Below are 17,784 nucleotides of genomic sequence, written 5' to 3' on the forward strand. Positions count from 1 at the left end.
CCGGCATCCGCCAATCATCAGGCGCATGCACGGCCCGAAATACTCGCTATGCTAAAATTCAACGGTTTCCCCGTTCCGGCTTTGGTCCCATGCCTCTTTCTCCGCCCGTTTCCCGACAGTTGCGCCATCGTCGCGCGATTCGGCTGGAAGCGTTCGAGCGGGACGACGGCCTGTGGGACATCGAAGCCTGTCTAACCGATGACAAGCCCCGCGACTTTCCGCTCGCGGCGGGCGTCCGGCCGCAAGGCCTGCCGATCCATGAACTCTGGCTGCGCATCACCATCGACCGCAAGCTCACCATCGTCAACGCCGAGGCGTCTTCCGAATGGGCGCCTTATGCGGCGTTGTGCGCCGAGTCGAATTCCGCGTATCGCGCGCTCATCGGACTCAATCTGCTCCAGAACTTTCGTCGCGAAGCCGGCGCGCGCCTGCGCGGAACGGCGGGCTGCACGCATCTCACCGAGCTGTGCGCCGTGTTGCCGACCGCCGCTATCCAGGCGTTCTCCGGCGAAGTGTGGTCCATCGAGAGCGGCAGTCCTTTCGCGCAAGGCGGAGCCGAGGCGACGTCGGCTCAGCCGCCGTTCCAGCTCGGCCGCTGCCACGCGCTGCGCTTCGACGGCCCGGCCGTGCGCGAATACTATCCGCGCTGGTTCGGCCATGAGCCATCGCGGGCGGAAGATCGTGGCCAGGCGGAACGCGAAAAGCCGGACACCTGACGCGCGCGCGTTCCCAACGCGGAACGCTCCCGGCAACCGGACAAGAATCAAACAATCAGCGGTTCAAGCAATTCGAAATCGAAGAAGTTCACTCCAACTCTCAGACTGAAGGAATCACGCATGAAGATTCACGAGTACCAGGGTAAGGAAATCCTGCGGAAATTCGGCGTCGCGGTCCCGCGCGGCAAACCCGTGTTCTCGGTGGATGATGCGGTCAAGGCCGCGGAAGAGCTGGGCGGCCCGGTCTGGGTCGTCAAGGCGCAGATTCACGCGGGCGGCCGTGGCAAGGGCGGCGGCGTGAAGGTCGCGAAGTCGATCGAGCAGGTTCGCGAGTACGCGAACCAGATCCTCGGCATGCAGCTCGTCACGCACCAGACCGGTCCGGAAGGCCAAAAGGTGAACCGCCTCCTGATCGAAGAAGGCGCGGACATCAAGAAGGAACTGTACGTCGGCCTCGTGCTGGACCGCGTTTCGCAGAAAATCGTCGTGATGGCGTCGAGCGAAGGCGGCATGGACATCGAGGAAGTCGCGGAAAAGACGCCCGAACTGCTGCACAAGTTCGCCGTCGAGCCGTCGACCGGCCTGCAAGACAAGGACGCGGACGACCTCGCGCGCAAGATCGGCATTCCTGACGCATCGATCCCACAAGCCCGCGCGATCCTGCAAGGCCTGTACAAGGCGTTCTACGAAACCGACGCATCGCTCGCCGAAATCAACCCGCTGATCCTGACCGGCGACGGCAAGGTGATCGCGCTCGACGCCAAGTTCAACTTCGATTCGAACGCGCTCTTCCGTCACCCGGAAATCGTCGCGTATCGCGATCTGGACGAAGAAGATCCGGCTGAAGTCGAAGCGTCGAAGTTCGACCTCGCGTACATCTCGCTCGACGGCAACATCGGCTGCCTCGTGAACGGCGCGGGCCTCGCGATGGCGACGATGGACACCATCAAGCTGTTCGGCGGCGAGCCGGCGAACTTCCTCGACGTCGGCGGCGGCGCGACGACCGAAAAGGTCACCGAAGCCTTCAAGCTGATGCTGAAGAACCCGAACCTGAAGGCGATTCTCGTCAACATCTTCGGCGGCATCATGCGCTGCGACGTCATCGCGGAAGGCGTGATCGCGGCGTCGAAGGCCGTGGACCTGAAGGTGCCGCTCGTCGTGCGCATGAAGGGCACCAACGAAGACCTCGGCAAGAAGATGCTGGCGGAGTCGGGACTGCCGATCATTTCGGCCGACAGCATGGAAGAAGCCGCGCAGAAGGTCGTCGCGGCTGCCGAAGGCAAGTAAGCGCGCTTCGCTTACCGAGCCTAAGAGAGCGTTCCACCAGATACGAATGGCGGCGCAAGGCAACTGCTTTGGCGACGCCAAACGAACAGAGGTCACTACATGTCGATTCTGATCAACAAAGACACGAAGGTCATCACGCAGGGCATCACCGGCAAGACCGGCCAGTTCCACACGCGCGCGTGCCGCGAATACGCGAACGGCCGTGAAGCGTACGTTGCGGGCGTGAACCCGAAGAAGGCCGGCGAAGACTTCGAAGGCATTCCCATCTACGCGTCCGTCAAGGAAGCGAAGGCGGAAACCGGCGCGACCGTTTCGGTCATTTACGTGCCGCCCGCGGGCGCAGCCGCCGCGATCTGGGAAGCCGTCGAGGCCGATCTCGATCTCGCCATCTGCATCACGGAAGGCATTCCGGTTCGCGACATGCTCGAAATCAAGGACCGCATGCGCCGCGAAAATCGCAAGACGCTGCTGCTCGGACCGAACTGCCCCGGCACGATCACGCCGGACGAACTGAAGATCGGCATCATGCCGGGTCACATTCACAAGAAGGGCCGCATCGGTGTCGTGTCGCGTTCGGGCACGCTGACGTACGAAGCAGTCGGCCAACTGACGGCGCTCGGCCTCGGCCAGTCGTCGGCGGTCGGCATCGGCGGCGATCCGATCAACGGTCTGAAGCACATCGACGTGATGAAGATGTTCAACGACGATCCGGAAACGGACGCCGTCATCATGATCGGCGAGATCGGCGGTCCGGATGAAGCGAACGCCGCTTACTGGATCAAGGACAACATGAAAAAGCCGGTCGTCGGCTTTATCGCGGGCGTGACGGCGCCTCCGGGCAAGCGCATGGGCCATGCTGGCGCGCTGATCTCGGGCGGCGCGGACACGGCGGACGCCAAGCTCGAAATCATGGACGCGTGCGGCATCAAGGTCACGAAGAATCCGTCCGAGATGGGCCGCCTGCTGAAGTCGGTGATCTAAGGCAGTCGGGCGCGCAACACGAGGGTTTGGTACTCTTACTGAATCCTTTCGTTAAAGCCGAAGAAAAAGCGAGGGAGCGTTGGCTTCCTCGCTTTTTTGTTTCCGGTCACAGCTCGTTCTGCCCATGCTCGAATTCTTCTCGACGCTCCATTGGGGCGCGGTTCTGCAAATCATCGTCATCGACATTCTGCTCGGGGGCGACAACGCCGTCGTGATCGCGCTCGCCTGCCGCGATCTTCCCGCCACGCAGCGCACGCGCGGCATCGTGCTCGGCACGCTCGGCGCCATTGTTCTGCGCGTCGTGCTGATCGCGTTCGCGGTGTTCCTGCTCGATATCCCGTTCCTCAAGTTCGTCGGCGGCTTGCTGCTTCTGTGGATCGGCATGAAGCTCCTGCAACCCGGCCACGACGAGCCTCACATCAGTTCGTCGGACAAGCTCTGGGCCGCCGTCAAGACGATCATCGTCGCGGACGCGGTGATGAGTCTCGACAACGTGATTGCGATCGCGGGCGCGGCCGAGACCGCGGACCCACAGCACCGCTTCGTGCTTGTGATTTTCGGGCTCGTCGTGAGCATTCCGCTGATCGTGTGGGGCAGCACGCTGGTGCTGAAGCTGCTCGACCGCTTCCCGATCGTCGTGCTGCTCGGCGCGGGCTTGCTCGGATGGATCGCGGGCGGACTCATCATCGACGATCCGTTCATCGACCGCTGGCCCGCGCTCAACACCGAAGTGGCGGGGTATGCCGCGCGCCTCGCCGGCGCGGCGCTCGTGATCGCGGCGGGCTGGCTGATGAAGCGCCGCGCGCTCGCGAGCACGGGCTGACTTCCCACCCACGCCGGCGTTAGCCGAATGGCCGACTGTCGCGGCCTGCGCGCCCTCCCTACCATCGAAGCGTTCGGTTCGCATATCGCGGCCGACGCTTCGTGTCTTTCAGGGAGTGGCAATGACGAGCATGGTTTCGGATGTAAATGCGCCGCGCGAGGGCGACGGCTTCGGTGCATGGCTGAAACGCGCGCAGGCAGGCGCGCGTGGTTTCACGCTGATCGAGTTGATGATCGTGCTGGCGATCGTGGGCGTCGTCGCGGCTTACGCGATTCCCGCGTATCAGGATTATTTGTCGCGTAGCCGCGTGGGCGAGGGCATGTCGCTCGCGTCGTCTGCGCGGCTCGCAGTGGCCGAGAATGCCGCGAGCGGCGCGGATCTGGCGAGCGCGTATGCGTCGCCGCCGGCCACGCGCAATATCGAATCCATCCACGTCGACAGCGACACCGGCCAGATCACGATCGCCTACACGACGCGCGTCGCGCCGGCCGGATCGAATACGCTGGTGCTCGTGCCTTCGGCGCCCGATAACGCCGATACACCGACGGCTCGCGTCGCGCTGACGCGTGGCTCGGTGCAGGCGGGCACGATCACGTGGGAATGCTTCGCGGCAGGCAAGGCCGCTTCGTCGCTGCCTGCGCCGGGCGCGGGACCTGCGCCCACGCAAGCCGCGACGCTGCCGGCGAATCTCGCGCCGCCGGAGTGCCGCGCCTGAGCGACGTGCATGCGGTAAACGGGAGGCGTGAGCGCGGCGCGGGAACCGGTGGATTTCGTAGCATTTGCGGGTGCGCGGCGCACAGCGGACGCAAAGTTTTGTATAGTGCGCCGGTTCCCGACGTTCCCAGCCCCTCATGCCTTCCCAATTCGCGCGCTACCTTTGCTTTGCCGTTCTGTGTCTTGCGTTGACGATTCCGTTCGGCGTCGTCAACCATACGTATCCGATCCCGACGTTCTACGCCGAATACAGCGCGTTGGCCTTGTATCTTGCGCTCGGAGCCACGGTCGCCATACTCGTGCGCGTTTCGGAACCGCGCGTGCCGTTCGCGTCGCCGGTGGTCGCGCTGATGCCGCTCGCGTTCGGCATCGTGCTCGTCGCGCAGACGGTGCTGCTGCCGGTCGCGCAGCCTTCGATGAACTGGCTCGGCGGCGCCTATCTGCTCGCATCGTTCGTGGCCGTGCATACGGGGTTCGGGCTGGTGCGCGCGGGGCTGTCGGAGAAGGCGTTGCGCATCGGCGCTGCCGCGTTGCTGGCGGGCGGCCTTTTCGCGGTGTTCTGCCAGACCGTGCAGTTGTTCCATATGGAAGCGCGATTCGCGCCTTTGGTCGTGGCCTACAACGTCGCGACGGAACGGCGGCTCTTCGGGAACATGGCGCAGGCGAACCATCTCGCGACCGTCATCTCGTTCGGCCTGGCAGGGGCGATGTATCTCGTGCAGACGCGCCGCATGCCGCTCGTGATCTGGCTCGTGGTGTCGGCGGTGCTTTCGTTCGGGCTCGCGCTCACCGTGTCGCGCGGACCGTGGCTGCAAACGGCGGTGATCGTCGTCGCCGGATTGTGGATGGCCTTCATCCGCCGACGCCCCGGCGCGGCTGACGACCTCGACGGCCCGACCGGAAGCGAAGGACGCGAGGGGCGCGACCTCCGCGCATGGGTCGTGCCGTTCGTGCTTGCCGTGCTCTTCGTGGCGGTGAATGCCGTGGTGCGCTGGGTGAACGTGCGCTATCAACTGGATCTCGCGCAATCGGCGGCGGAGCGCATGCAGGACGCCAATCAGATCGCGCCGCGTCTCGCGCTGTGGAAGTATGGCTGGACGATGTTCAAGACGCATCCGCTGCTCGGCGTCGGCTGGGGCGAGTTTCCGCGCTATCAGTTCGACATGGTGCGCGAGCTCGGCGGCGTCGAGATTGCGAACAACGCGCACGATATCTTCATCGACCTGTTGGCGAAGACCGGGCTGCTCGGCGTGGCGGTGCTCGTGGCGGGCATCGTCTTGTGGCTGATCCGCGTGCTGCGGGCGCCGCACACGCCGGCGCGCGTCTTCGCGCTTTCGCTGCTCGGCGTGCTGATGATGCACGCGCTCGTCGAGTATCCGCAGCAGTACATGTTCTTTCTAATGCCCGCGATGCTCGTGATCGGTCTTCTCGAGACGCGGCCGCTGCGGCTCGTGGCGCGGCCGGTCTCGTACGGCGGTTACGTCTTTCTCGTCGTGGCGGGTCTGATCGCGCTGTATCCGACGATGCGCGACTACAACCGCGCCGAGGTGCTGTACTACGGCTCGCGGCCGGCGGAGCAGTATCGCGACGATCCTTCGTTCCTGTTCGGCGCGTGGGGCGAGTATGGCGCGGCGACGCTGCTGCCGATGAACGCGCAGGACATCGAAGCGAAGCTGGCGGCGCATCGGCAGGCCATCGCGTTGTTGCCCGGCGAGACGGTGCTGCGCCGTTACGCGGTGTTGCAGGCGCTCGCGGGTCAGCGCAGCGAAGCAATGGATACGATGGCGCGTCTGCAAATCTTCGCGACCCAACTCCATGACTGGCCGACGCAGCTTGCGTCGGTGTATCGATCCGTCGATGAAATCGGTGCGCCGTTGGCGGGCTTCAGGGCCGATCTGGTCAAGCGGTATGGGGCGCCGGAGGGAACGGATTCCTCGACGGACGACGACGCCGACGAGTAAGCGCCGGCCCGGGCGCGATTCAGGCGGACGGCTGCGAGTCCGCGACCCAGTCCCCGGATTTCCCGCCGTGCTTTTCCATCACGCGCACGTTCGTGATGGTCATGCCGCGATCGACGGCCTTGCACATGTCGTAAATGGTCAGCAGGCCGACTTGCACGGCGGTGAGGGCTTCCATCTCGACGCCCGTGCGCCCCACGGTCTCGACGCGCACTTCGCAATGCACGCCGGGCAGCGCGTCATCGACGGAAAACTCGACGGCCACGCGCGTCAGGGCAAGCGGATGACACAACGGGATCAGATCGGCGGTGCGCTTTGCGCCCTGAATGGCGGCGATGCGCGCGACGCCGAGCACATCGCCCTTTTTCGCGCGTCCTTCGCGGATCAGCGCGAGCGTGTCGTCGCGCATGACGATGGAGCCGCGTGCCACCGCGATGCGCCGCGTCTCGTTCTTGCCGCCGACATCGACCATGTGCGCCTCGCCGGAGGCATCGAAATGTGTGAGTCCGGACATAGCGTCTCCTTGCAGTGGGCGCTTATCTTACCAGCGGGGCCTTCGGCAAAAACGGCGCGAAGCCGTGTCCACAGGTACCGCCGGGCGCGCAACACTTGATACGATAAGCGCGTTTCCGTCCTCACGCTGACCGCCGGCGACGCTCCGGCTTCGCGCCATGTTCCTGAATCGTCCGAGCCGCGGGCTCGTGTTCGCGTTGTGTCTCAGTCTCGCCATGCCGCCGTTCGCTGCGGCGCAGGGGGGCGCGGTTGAGGGTCGCGGGACGAACGCGACGAACTCGACGAACTCGACGAACGCGGCGAACGCGGCGAACGCGACGAACCCGACGAACGCGACGAACGCGGCGAACGCGGCGAACGCGGCGAACGCGTCGAACGCGTCGAACGCGTCGAACGCGGCGAACGGGGCGAACTCGACGAACTCGACCAACGCGGCGAACGCGACCAACGCGACCAACGCGAAGACCGCGACGAACGCGGAGAACGAGGCGAACGCGACTAGTTCGACCAATGGGGCAAACGCGGCACACCCGACCAACGCGAAACGTCCGGGGAACGTGTCAATCGCGGCGACCGCGACCAACGCGACCAGTTCGACCAGCGGAGCAAACGCAGCGAACTCGACCAACGCCAAATATCCGGGGAACGTGTCAATCGCGGCGACCGCGACCAACGCGACCAGGTCGACCAACGGAGCAAACCCGACCAACGCGAAATATTCGGGGAACGCGCCGATCGCGACGACCGCGAGGAACACGACGGCCGCAGCAAGCGTGGCAACCGCAGCAACCGCAGCAAGCGGATTGAACGGACAAGTTGGCGGAAACGCACCAAACGCGAAGAACGGGCCAACTGCGGCAAACGCAATCACCGACCCACCCGCAACCTCCACCGCCACCACGCCACCCAACACCGTCGCCGACGGCATATTCGGCGTCTACGGCGGCGCGGAAAGCCGCTTCGCCAATCGGCCGGGCGCGATGGCCGGCCTGCGCGCGCCGCTTTCGTCCGTGCAACTGCCGGATCTGGGCGACGGCTCCGGCGGCACGCTCTCGCCGCAGGCGGAGCGCAAGCTCGGCGAGCGCATGATGCGCGAAGTCCGCGCCGATCCCGACTACCTCGACGACTGGCTGATCCGCGATTACCTCGACTTCATCGCATCGAAGCTCTCTGCCGCCGCCGCGACGCAGTACCTCGGCGGCTATCGTTCGGACTTCGAACTCTTCGCCGTGCGCGATCCGCAGATCAACGCGTTCTCGATGCCGGGCGGCTTCGTCGACGTCAACACGGGGCTGATCTCGGCGACGCAGACGGAATCGGAACTGGCGTCCGTGGTCGGCCACGAGATGGGGCACGTGCTCCAGCGTCACATCGCGCGCATGATCGGCGCGCAGGAAAAAAGCGGGTACGCGGCGCTAGCGGCCATGCTCGCCGGCCTGCTGGCGGGCGTCATGACGCACAGCGGCGATCTCGGCATGGGCATCGCGATGGGCGGACAGGCCTTCGCCGTCGACAACCAGCTGCGCTTCTCGCGCGCCGCCGAGCACGAGGCCGACCGCGTCGGCTTCCAAATGCTCGCGGCCGCCGGCTACGACCCGTACGCGATGACCGCGTTCTTCGAGCGGCTCGACCGCGCGTCGATGGCCGACAACGGCGTGCCGGCTTACGCGCGCACGCATCCGCTGACGACCGAGCGTATCGCCGACATGGAGGATCGCGCGCGACGCGTGCCGTACCGGCAGCCGCGGCAGTCGCCGGAATATGCGTTCGTGCGTGCGCGCTCGCGCGTGCTTCAGGTGAACTATGCGAGCGACTATCGCGAGGTCGCGAGCCGTCTGAAGTCCGAAATCGACGATCAGACCGCGCTCAATCCCGCCGCGAACTGGTACGGCATCGCGCTCGCGCGTTCGCTGACGGGCGATTACACCGCCGCGAACGATGCGCTCGCCAACGCGCGGCGGCTCTTCGAAGGCGAGGAGGCGAGCGCGGCGGCGGCTTCGGTTGAGGCGCGGCGCGAACTGGCGCAGACGGTCGAGGGCGGTCAGAGCCGCGATGCGCCTTCCGATGACAAGCGCCACGCGCAGCAGCAAAAGCCTGCGTCGAAAGCGCAAGGCGAAAGCCTTGGCGCATCGCTGCGCGGCGTGCCGGGCTCGGCGGCGAGCACTCGCGCGGGCGTTGGAACTGCGCCTGCGCGTGGCGACGAAGCGCCGTCTTCGCAAGCAGCCAATATGCAAGGCACGTTCGCCTCAACGACGAATGCACGCGCCGGAAAGGAAGTATCACCTGCGCGTGGCGACGGACCGCTCTCCGCGCAAACGTCCACCATGCAAGGCGCGTCCAAGGACAACGCCAACCCGCACTCGACGCCACGAACCGCGACCCCCTCCGCCCCGGCCGTCTCGATGTCCTCGCTCCTGAGCAGCAGCGCATACGGCGCGCTGAACGCAGATGCCGCCGCGCCCGCCGCGGCAAGCGCGCCCATCGCGCTCCCGCCCGTGCGCGTGACCGCCCAGCAAGCCGCCCGCAGCACGCCCAGCCTCGACGTGCTCGCCGCCGACATCGCGCGTCGCGCGGGCCGTTACGACGACGCCGTGCGCCTCGCCGACCTCGCCCAAACGCGCTGGCCGAACTCGCACGCGGCGATCGACGCGCATCTGCAAGCGCTGATGGCCGCGCATCGCTACGAGGAAGCGCAGACGCTCGCGCGCCGCGAAACGCGCGCAGAACCGCAGCGCGCGGACTGGTGGCTGTATCTGGCGCAGGCGAGCGCGGGCATGAACGATCCGCTGGGCCAGCATCAGGCGATGGCCGAGAAACTGGCGCTCGACGGCGCCTGGCCGTCCGCCATTCGCCAGTTGAAGGAAGCACGCGATGTCAAAACCGCGAGCTTCTACGATCTTTCGACGATTTCCGCGCGGCTGCGCGACTTCGAAGCGCGCTACAGGGAAGAGCGCGACGAGGAGAAAAAGAGCTGACGCCTCAGGCTTTCGACGCCGCGCGCGCAGCCGGACTGGCGACGAAACCGAAACGCGTCTCGACGTCGGCGCGCGCGATACGCTGTAAAGGCAGATCGGTTCCATCGCGCCAATGGAAGACGCCGCCGCCCGACGCGTCATCGAACGTCGCGTGGCTCGAGAACAGATCGAGATCGTGATCGTGCAGGGCGGCTACGCGCGGCGGCGTGGCATCGTCGGAAAAGAGCAGGGCGCCTTCGTCGTCGAGAAATGCGTGCGCCGGCTCGAACGGCGCGCCGGTGTGATCCGTCAGCCGCAATGCGCCGTCAGTCACGGAAAGACGCACGATCCACGGCGTATAAGCCAGTTCGACATACACGCGCTGCGGCCCGTTTTGGAAGAACCACTGGCCGTCGGCGTCGCGCTCGTAATTGCGGTTGATGAAGCCGATCAGCGCTTCATGGCGAATGGCATCGCCGAGCGCGCCCGCGGCCTGCGCCGCCTCGTCGCGCATGCGCCACTGACCGCGCCGGTCCAGCAACAGCCAGCCCGTACAATGCGGAACGTTCGGCCACTTGGCCAGCGCCTGCTTGACGATCTCATCCATGATTCATTCGCCCGGAAGAAAATGTTCGAGGTAGCCGAACACGCGCGACGACAGCCAGTCGATGCGTCCCGGAAACGGGCCCGTCATGAAGCCGACATGGCCGCCGTGGTTCGGCTGATCGAGCGTGACAGAGGCCGACACTTCGGCCTGCGAAGGCAGCGCGCGCTCGGGCAGGAACGGATCGTTGCGGGCGTTCAAGACGAGCGCCGGCACTTCGATGCGGTTCAGATGCGCGCGGATGGTCGCCGTCGTCCAGTAATGGTCGGTATCGCGAAAACCGTGCAGCGGCGCGGTCACGACGTTGTCGAATTCATAGAGCGTGCGCGCGGCGAGCACGGCGTGGCGGTCGTACAGACCCGGATACTGGTCGAGCTTCGCGAGCGCCTTCTTCTTGAGCGACTTCAGGAAGCTGCGCGTATAGACCATGCCGAAGCCTTGCGAGATCGCGTGACCGCCCGCGTGGACATCGAGCGGCGCGGAAATGGCGGCGGCGCCGCTGATCATCGAAGCGTTCGTGCCGCGCTCGCATAGCCAATGCAGAAGCACATTGCCGCCGAGCGACACGCCCGCCGCGACGATCGGGCCCGCATGCCTTTCGCGCAGACGCCGCAGGATCCAGTCGACCTCCGCACTATCGGCGAGGTGATAAAAGCGCGGCAGCCGGTTCATCGGCCCGCTGCAACTGCGAAAGTGCGGCACCGCGCCGTGCCAGCCGCGCGCCTGGGCGGCCGCCATCATCGTGCGGGCGTAATGCGAGTCGGAGTTGCCTTCGAGGCCATGAAACAGCACGAAAAGCGGAGCGGTCGATGCCGGGCGAGCCGCGTCATCGTGCGCGAGCCAGTCGACATCAATGAAATCGCCGTCCGGCGTATCCCAGCGTTCGCGCCGGTAACGGACCGCCGGCTTGCGCCCGAAGAGCGCGGGCACGATGGTTTGCGCGTGACTCGTCGGCAGCCAGCGCGGCGCGCTGTAGAGCCATTGCGAGACGGGTTCGGCGAGCACGCTGCCTGCGGCTTGCGCGGTTTCCTTCAGCGCGACGGCGGGCGCCTTGTCCACGAACGACGAATCGTGTTTCAACAACGGATCGCGCTTCATGGCCTTCTCCCCGGCGAACGTCTTTCTATGCTTCGTGACTGCGGTATTTCAGTGCAACGGTCCCTGCCCGTGACGCAGCTTTGCGGCGAACTGGCCGGCCGCTTCCATCGGCATCTCGCTCGCGTGAATATGCGCAATGCGCCATTCGCCGCGTTCGTGAACCATCACGTAAGTCGAAAAAATCATGCGCGGCGCGGCGGTGCCCGCCGGCTGATGCGCCTCCGCGATGGCATAGACCACCGTGCCTAAGCTGTCGTACACGCGAATATCGAGCGGCTCGATGCTGACGGCCTGCGCGCCGAACTGCTTGCCGAGGCCCGCGCGAATGCTTTCGAGGCCATGCAGATGCGTGCCGTCCGCGCAGATGCAGGTGGCGAACTCCTCGTCGATCCAAAGCGACATCACAGCGTCGATGCTGTTGTCCGCGACAGCCTGATAGTAAGCGTTGAGAGTGTCGGCGGCGGCTTCGAATAGGCGGGCGAAACGTGGCATGGGCTCGTGGGTCTCTGGCATTCGCGCGCAACGCCGTGTCACGATGGCGTGCCGCATCGGTCATGGTTCAAAGCATGCCTCCGTTCGGAGACACTCGCGTGTCCGCGCCCGCACACGAAAATGCCGATGCCGCCGCAAAGCCGCCGCTGCAAGGCAGGCGTGACGCCTCAGCGATGCGCGAGCAACATGCCGCGCAGATCGGCGAAAACCTGTTCGGCAGAGAGTTCGCGCAGGCAGTTCAGATGGCCGAGCGGACACTCGCGGGAAAAGCACGGACTGCACTCAAGGTGAAGCCATTGTACCTTTGCGACGTCGGACAAGGGCGGCGTGTGGCGCGGATCGGTGGAGCCGTACACCGCGACGAGCGGACGTTTGAGCGCCGCCGCCACGTGCATGAGCCCCGAGTCGTTGGTGACGACGGCGCTCGCCCGGGCGATCAGCGCGCACGCTTCGCCGAGCGATGTCTGGCCGCACAGATTGCGCACGTTCGGCGCGCGGTCCGCGATGGCCTGCGCGACCGCCGAATCTTTTTTCGACCCGAGCGCGACGATGCGGGCATACGGAAACGACTGCGCGACGAACTGCGCGAGCGACGCGAAGTGCTCGGGCGGCCAGCGCTTGGCCGGGCCGTACTCCGCGCCGGGGCAGAACACGACGAGCGGCGCGCGCGTATCCAGATTGAAGCGCGCCGACACGCGGGCCGCTTCGTTCGGATCGGCTTCGAGGCGCGGCACCGGCAACAGCGGCGCGTCGCTTGCCGCTGCGTCGTGAGCTTGCGCGTATCGGTCGATGAACGGCAGCTTCGCGCCCGGCGCATAGGCGAGGGCGGCATACTGCGCGGTCATCGGCGGGCGCTCGGTCTTCGGCGGATTCGGGTGGCGCACGTTCAAGAGCCCGTAACGCGCCTCGCCCTTGTAGCCGATGCGCAGCCGGATGCCCGCCATCCACGGAATGAGCGCGGACTTGGCGGAATTGGGCAGCACGTACGCCGCGTCGTAGCCGACATCGCGCAGGTCGCTCGCAAGCTGCCAGCGGCGCAGCAGTTGCAGCTTGCCGTGCGCGAGATCCGTCGCGTAGACGTCGCGGATTTCCGGCATGCGTTCGAGCACGGGCGCGACCCAACTTGGCGCGACGGCATCGATCGCGATGCGCGGATGGAGCTTTCGCAAAAGCGTGAACAGCGGCTGCGCCATCAACGCGTCACCGATCCAGTTCGGTGCTATAACCAGCGCACGGCGCATCAGTCGTTTTCCGGTCTCAAAATAGTGGCGGCTCGCCGCATCGGGCGGCGGGGCGTCGGTCGTGTGGTGTCATGGCGCGGCGGCCATGCGGCAAAAACAAGCGAGAGCGAACGAAAGCGCGCGCTCGGGACGAGCCCGAAACGCGCGCATCGACGAGGCTCGGAGAGTGCTTCGGCGAGCTTAGTGGCCTTTGACGACTTCGCCGTCCTTCAGCTTGTACCGCGTGCCGCAATACGGGCAGCGCGCTTCGCCGTGCGTGACGTCGAGAAACACGCGGGGATGCGCGCTCCAGCGTTGCATCTTCGGATTCGGGCAGAACGCGGGGATATCTTTCGCCGACAATTCCACCAGCGGCATTTCCTTCAGGTCGCTCATTGCTATCTCTTTCAATGTCGTTCGTTGCTGTCGTCTGTCGCGCGAGGGCAGCGGAGCCCTCGCAGCCTCAGACTTTCGCGAGCCAGCTCGCGTACTTTTCGTTCTTGCCGCCGACCACGTCGAAGAACGCGCTTTGCAGCTTCTCCGTGATCGGGCCGCGCTTGCCCTCGCCGATCGTGCGATTGTCGAGTTCGCGGATCGGCGTGACTTCGGCGGCCGTGCCGGTGAAGAACGCTTCGTCGCACGTATAGACTTCGTCGCGCGTGATACGTTTCTCGATGACCGGGATGCCGAAGTCGCGCGCCAGCGTGATGACCGTGTCGCGCGTGATGCCGTCGAGGCACGACGACAAGTCCGGCGTGTACAGCTTGCCGTTGTTCACGAGGAAGAAGTTTTCGCCGGAGCCTTCGGACACGTAGCCGTCCACGTCGAGCAGCAGGGCTTCGTCATAACCGTCGGTGACGGCTTCCTGATTCGCGAGAATCGAGTTCACGTACCAGCCGGACGCCTTCGCGCGCACCATCGACACGTTGACGTGATGGCGCGTGAACGACGACGTCTTCACGCGGATGCCCTTCGCGAGCCCGTCTTCGCCGAGATACGCGCCCCACGGCCACGCGGCGATGGCCACGTGAATGGTGTTGCCCTTGGCCGAGACCCCGAGCTTCTCCGAACCGACCCAGATGATCGGGCGGATATAGCACGATTCGAGCTTGTTCTCGCGCACGACTTCGAGTTGCGCGGCTTCGAGCGTCGCGTGATCGAACGGGACTTCCATCTGGAAGATTTTCGCCGAGTTCAGAAGGCGCTTGGTGTGCTCCTTCAGGCGGAAAATGGCCGTTCCCTGGGCGGTCTTGTACGCGCGCACGCCCTCGAATACGCCCATGCCGTAGTGCAGCGTGTGCGTCAGAACGTGGATGTTAGCGTCTCGCCAGTCGATGAGCTTGCCATCCATCCAGATCTTGCCGTCGCGGTCGGCCATTGACATACGGTTCTCCTAGCTGTCTCGTTCAGAAATTCGATGAATCCGGGTGAATCTCCGGGTGAATCTTCCTATTCCGCGCGTTGCCGGCGCTGCCGGCTGCAAGAGCGGTCAAAGTTCGTCATTTTAGCGTCTTTTCGCGACCAAACCGGATAGGAAGCGCCTTTCACGCGGCTATACTTTGCCTTTCGCCGCGAACCGGCAAAGCCGCCCGAAAGCGTCGTGCCGACCGGGCAAGCGGCAAGCTGCGCCGAGTCGTCCGTTTCTTCGACGCCGGCGCGCGGCGTTTCCCCCGTTTCCCCATTTCGTCATCGCGGCAACCCGGCCGCGCACCCTTGCATGCTCCACCGGCTATCCGACACGAATCGCCGCGCATTTCTCGACGGTGCCCGCGCTTTCTCTCCCGCCGTCATGGCGACGTTCTCGTGGGGACTCGTCACCGGCGTCGCCATGACGAAATCGGTGCTCACCGTGCCGCAGGCGCTCGGCATGTCGCTCGCGGTGTACGCTGGGTCGTCGCAACTCGCGGTGCTGCCGCTCTTGGCCGCCGGGCTGCCGCTCTGGACCGTGCTCCTCACCGCAGCGATGGTGAATCTGCGCTTCGTCATTTTCAGCGCCGGGCTCGCGCCGCACTTCTCCTATCTGCCGATGTGGCGGCGCCTCGCGATCGGCTACTTCAACGGCGACATCATCTATCTGATGTTCTCCGCGCGGAATTTTCCCGTCGGCCGGCAGCCCGGGAAGGAAGCGTTCTTCTGGGGACTCGCGTTCACGTGCTGGCTCGCGTGGCAGGCGTCGTCGGTGGCGGGGATTCTGCTCGCGAGCCTCATCCCCGACAACTGGGGGCTGGAACTGGCGGGAACGCTGGCGCTGATTCCGCTGATCGTCTCCGCGATCGCCACGCGCTCGACGCTCGCCGCGGTCGTCGTCGCGAGCGTGGTCGCGCTGCTCGCGTTTCATCTGCCGTATCGCTTCGGCTTGCCGCTCGCGGTGCTCGCCGCGTTGCTGGCCGGCACGCTCGCCGATCTGATCGCGGAAAAGGCGCGCCCGGCCGCTCTGCTTTCCGGCGACGCCGAAGCGCCCGCCGCGCCGGATGCAGCGGCCGAGCCCGAACCCGCGAGGCCCGCGCGATGACCACGCTCCAAATCTGGCTCGCGATTCTCGGCATGGGCGTGGTGACCGCGGCGACGCGCGCGTTCTTCCTGATCGGCGGCGAGCGCACCGTGCTGCCGCCGCGCGTGCAACGCGTGCTGCGCTACGCGCCGGCCGCCGCGCTGGCGGGCGTCGTCGTGCCCGATCTGCTCGAAACGTCCGCGGGCTTCTCGATCGCGTTCTCGAATCATGCGGTGTGGGCGTCGCTCGCCGGCCTCGCGTATTACGTGTGGCGGCGCGGCATGATGGGCACCATCGCGGTCGGCATGATCGTCTTCACGCTGCTGCGCCTCGCCGCGTGAGGCGCGCTGCGCGTCAAATACGCATCATCAAGAATCACCGGCTAATAGCGGGCGGGGTGATCGGTTAAAATGTCGGTCTTTCCTGTCGCATGGAGCGAGGTCGAAAGTGAGTCCGGCAGTCACCGCAACGGTTCCGAAGCTCGCCGCCTCCGGCTTGTCCGCTGCGTCCGTGTCTGCGCGCTTGGCGCGTATCTTTCTCCGCGTCTCACTCCACTCGACCCTCGGCACGTCCGCGCGACAGACGCTGTCCGCTCGTTTCGCTTGCGCGTCTTTCAGTTCCCAGTTTCGGTTTTCAGGCCTCGCGCCAAACTCTCAACGAACCGGCCGGCGCTCGTCCGGCCATCTTCGCCCGAACCGCTTTTCTGACTAACGTTGACTCCCATGACGAAAGTACTGCGTTTCACCGATCTGATCGCCGAAGGCAAAGTCTCCGGCAAGCGCGTGTTCATCCGCGCGGACCTCAACGTGCCGCAGGACGACGCCGGCAACATCACCGAGGACACGCGCGTGCGCGCCTCGGTCCCGGCGATCAAGGCAGCGCTCGACGCCGGCGCGGCCGTGATGGTCACGTCCCATCTGGGCCGCCCGACCGAAGGCCAGTTCAAGCCGGAAGACTCGCTCGCGCCGGTCGCGGCGCGCCTGTCGGAACTGCTCGGCCGCGACGTGCCGCTCGTCGCCGACTGGGTGGACGGCGTCGACGTGCAGCCGGGTAATGTCGTGCTGCTCGAAAACTGCCGCTGCAACAAGGGCGAGAAGAAGAACGACGACGGCCTCGCGCAGAAGCTCGCGAAGCTCTGCGACATCTATGTCAACGACGCCTTCGGCACCGCGCACCGCGCCGAAGCGACCACGCACGGCATCGCCAAATACGCGCCCGTCGCGTGCGCCGGCCCGCTGCTCGCCGCCGAACTCGACGCGCTCGGCAAGGCGCTCGGCAACCCGAAGCGCCCGCTCGTGGCCATCGTCGCGGGTTCGAAAGTGTCGACCAAGCTCACCATTCTGAAGTCGCTCGCCGAGAAGGTCGATCAGCTGATCGTCGGCGGCGGCATCGCGAACACGTTCATGCTGGCGTCGGGCCTCAAGATCGGCAAGTCGCTGGCCGAAGCCGATCTCGTCGGCGAGGCGAAGGAAATCATTGAGCAGGCCCGTGCGCGCGGTGCCTCGGTGCCCATTCCGAGCGATGTCGTGACCGCGAAGGAATTCGCCGCGATCGCGAAGGCCGAAACGAAGCCCGTCGCCGATATCGCCGACGACGACATGATTCTCGACATCGGCCCGGATACTGCCAACGCGCTCGCCGCGCAACTCGCGACGGCGGGCACCATCGTGTGGAACGGCCCGGTCGGCGTGTTCGAATTCGACCAGTTCGGCAACGGCACGAAGACGCTGGCGCAGGCCATCGCGAATTCGTCGGCGTTCTCGATCGCGGGCGGCGGCGACACGCTCGCGGCCATCGCGAAGTACGGCATCCACGACAAAGTCAGCTACATCTCGACCGGCGGCGGCGCGTTCCTCGAGTTCCTCGAAGGCAAGACGCTGCCGGCGGTGGAAGTGCTCGAGTCGCGTGCGTAACGCCCGGTGACGGCCCGAGA

17 protein-coding genes are annotated in these 17,784 nt (G+C 65.7%); 10 read left to right on the top strand and 7 right to left on the bottom strand.

The annotated features are described in order from the left end of the window. The first annotated feature begins 89 nt into the window (after positions 1 to 89). From LDZ24_RS02230 to LDZ24_RS02255, 6 genes are all read left to right on the top strand, one after another. Positions 90 to 716: a DUF2889 domain-containing protein gene (locus LDZ24_RS02230; RefSeq protein ID WP_248321299.1), complete on the top strand. Its 627-nt coding sequence runs from the start codon at positions 90 to 92 to the stop codon at positions 714 to 716. 120 nt (positions 717 to 836) lie between these two features. Next, positions 837 to 2,003 (top strand): ADP-forming succinate--CoA ligase subunit beta, encoded by a 1,167-nt coding sequence (gene sucC, locus LDZ24_RS02235; RefSeq protein WP_248321301.1) that lies wholly within the window; start codon positions 837 to 839, stop codon positions 2,001 to 2,003. Between the two features lie 99 nt (positions 2,004 to 2,102). Then, positions 2,103 to 2,984, top strand: coding sequence for a succinate--CoA ligase subunit alpha (gene sucD, locus LDZ24_RS02240; protein WP_175939552.1), 882 nt, complete (start codon positions 2,103 to 2,105; stop codon positions 2,982 to 2,984). Between the two features lie 124 nt (positions 2,985 to 3,108). After that, entirely contained in the window at positions 3,109 to 3,807 is a 699-nt protein-coding gene (locus LDZ24_RS02245; protein WP_248321302.1) for a TerC family protein, read from the top strand. A gap of 121 nt (positions 3,808 to 3,928) precedes the next feature. Then, positions 3,929 to 4,522 carry a pilin gene (locus LDZ24_RS02250; RefSeq protein WP_256465379.1) on the top strand — a complete coding sequence of 198 codons (594 nt, stop codon included), beginning with the start codon at positions 3,929 to 3,931 and terminating at the stop codon, positions 4,520 to 4,522. A 136-nt stretch (positions 4,523 to 4,658) separates the two neighbouring features. After that, entirely contained in the window at positions 4,659 to 6,482 is a 1,824-nt protein-coding gene (locus tag LDZ24_RS02255; protein ID WP_248321304.1) for a Wzy polymerase domain-containing protein, read from the top strand. Between the two features lie 19 nt (positions 6,483 to 6,501). Here LDZ24_RS02255 and moaC read toward each other — a convergent pair whose 3' ends face one another. Next, positions 6,502 to 6,993, bottom strand: a complete 492-nt coding sequence (gene moaC, locus LDZ24_RS02260; RefSeq protein WP_248321305.1) for a cyclic pyranopterin monophosphate synthase MoaC — start codon at positions 6,991 to 6,993, stop codon at positions 6,502 to 6,504. Positions 6,994 to 7,150: 157 nt separating this feature from the next. Here moaC and LDZ24_RS02265 point away from each other — a divergent pair, with 157 nt between their 5' ends. Next, positions 7,151 to 9,967, top strand: coding sequence for a M48 family metalloprotease (locus LDZ24_RS02265; protein WP_248321306.1), 2,817 nt, complete (start codon positions 7,151 to 7,153; stop codon positions 9,965 to 9,967). Between the two features lie 4 nt (positions 9,968 to 9,971). On the opposite strand, the gene LDZ24_RS02270 is transcribed toward LDZ24_RS02265, so the two are convergent. The 6 genes from LDZ24_RS02270 to LDZ24_RS02295 all read right to left on the bottom strand — a co-directional run bounded on the left by LDZ24_RS02270 (position 9,972) and on the right by LDZ24_RS02295 (position 14,744). Beyond that, positions 9,972 to 10,553 carry a DUF2946 family protein gene (locus LDZ24_RS02270; RefSeq protein WP_248321307.1) on the bottom strand — a complete coding sequence of 194 codons (582 nt, stop codon included), beginning with the start codon at positions 10,551 to 10,553 and terminating at the stop codon, positions 9,972 to 9,974. 3 nt (positions 10,554 to 10,556) lie between these two features. Continuing rightward, on the bottom strand, positions 10,557 to 11,648 hold the full coding sequence (locus tag LDZ24_RS02275; protein WP_248321309.1) for a YheT family hydrolase: 1,092 nt from the start codon (positions 11,646 to 11,648) through the stop codon (positions 10,557 to 10,559). Positions 11,649 to 11,696: 48 nt separating this feature from the next. After that, positions 11,697 to 12,140 carry a nuclear transport factor 2 family protein gene (locus tag LDZ24_RS02280; RefSeq protein WP_175939561.1) on the bottom strand — a complete coding sequence of 148 codons (444 nt, stop codon included), beginning with the start codon at positions 12,138 to 12,140 and terminating at the stop codon, positions 11,697 to 11,699. 167 nt (positions 12,141 to 12,307) lie between these two features. Then, positions 12,308 to 13,381 carry a lipopolysaccharide heptosyltransferase II gene (gene waaF, locus LDZ24_RS02285; protein ID WP_248321310.1) on the bottom strand — a complete coding sequence of 358 codons (1,074 nt, stop codon included), beginning with the start codon at positions 13,379 to 13,381 and terminating at the stop codon, positions 12,308 to 12,310. Positions 13,382 to 13,561: 180 nt separating this feature from the next. Beyond that, entirely contained in the window at positions 13,562 to 13,756 is a 195-nt protein-coding gene (locus LDZ24_RS02290) for a zinc-finger domain-containing protein (RefSeq protein WP_244847974.1), read from the bottom strand. 67 nt (positions 13,757 to 13,823) lie between these two features. Beyond that, entirely contained in the window at positions 13,824 to 14,744 is a 921-nt protein-coding gene (locus LDZ24_RS02295; protein WP_244847975.1) for a branched-chain amino acid transaminase, read from the bottom strand. Between the two features lie 333 nt (positions 14,745 to 15,077). Between LDZ24_RS02295 and LDZ24_RS02300 the strand changes: the two genes are divergently transcribed. The 3 genes from LDZ24_RS02300 to LDZ24_RS02310 all read left to right on the top strand — a co-directional run bounded on the left by LDZ24_RS02300 (position 15,078) and on the right by LDZ24_RS02310 (position 17,764). Then, positions 15,078 to 15,872 (top strand): AzlC family ABC transporter permease, encoded by a 795-nt coding sequence (locus LDZ24_RS02300; RefSeq protein ID WP_248321311.1) that lies wholly within the window; start codon positions 15,078 to 15,080, stop codon positions 15,870 to 15,872. Further along, complete coding sequence (locus LDZ24_RS02305) at positions 15,869 to 16,192, top strand: AzlD domain-containing protein (protein WP_175939566.1); 324 nt, start codon at positions 15,869 to 15,871, stop codon at positions 16,190 to 16,192. Before LDZ24_RS02300 ends, LDZ24_RS02305 begins: the two co-directional genes overlap by 4 nt. A 381-nt stretch (positions 16,193 to 16,573) precedes the next feature. Beyond that, positions 16,574 to 17,764, top strand: coding sequence for a phosphoglycerate kinase (locus LDZ24_RS02310; RefSeq protein WP_248321313.1), 1,191 nt, complete (start codon positions 16,574 to 16,576; stop codon positions 17,762 to 17,764). Positions 17,765 to 17,784: the final 20 nt, after the last annotated feature.

The sequence above is a fragment of the Caballeronia sp. Sq4a genome (assembly GCF_023170545.1).
GTDB lineage: Bacteria > Pseudomonadota > Gammaproteobacteria > Burkholderiales > Burkholderiaceae > Caballeronia.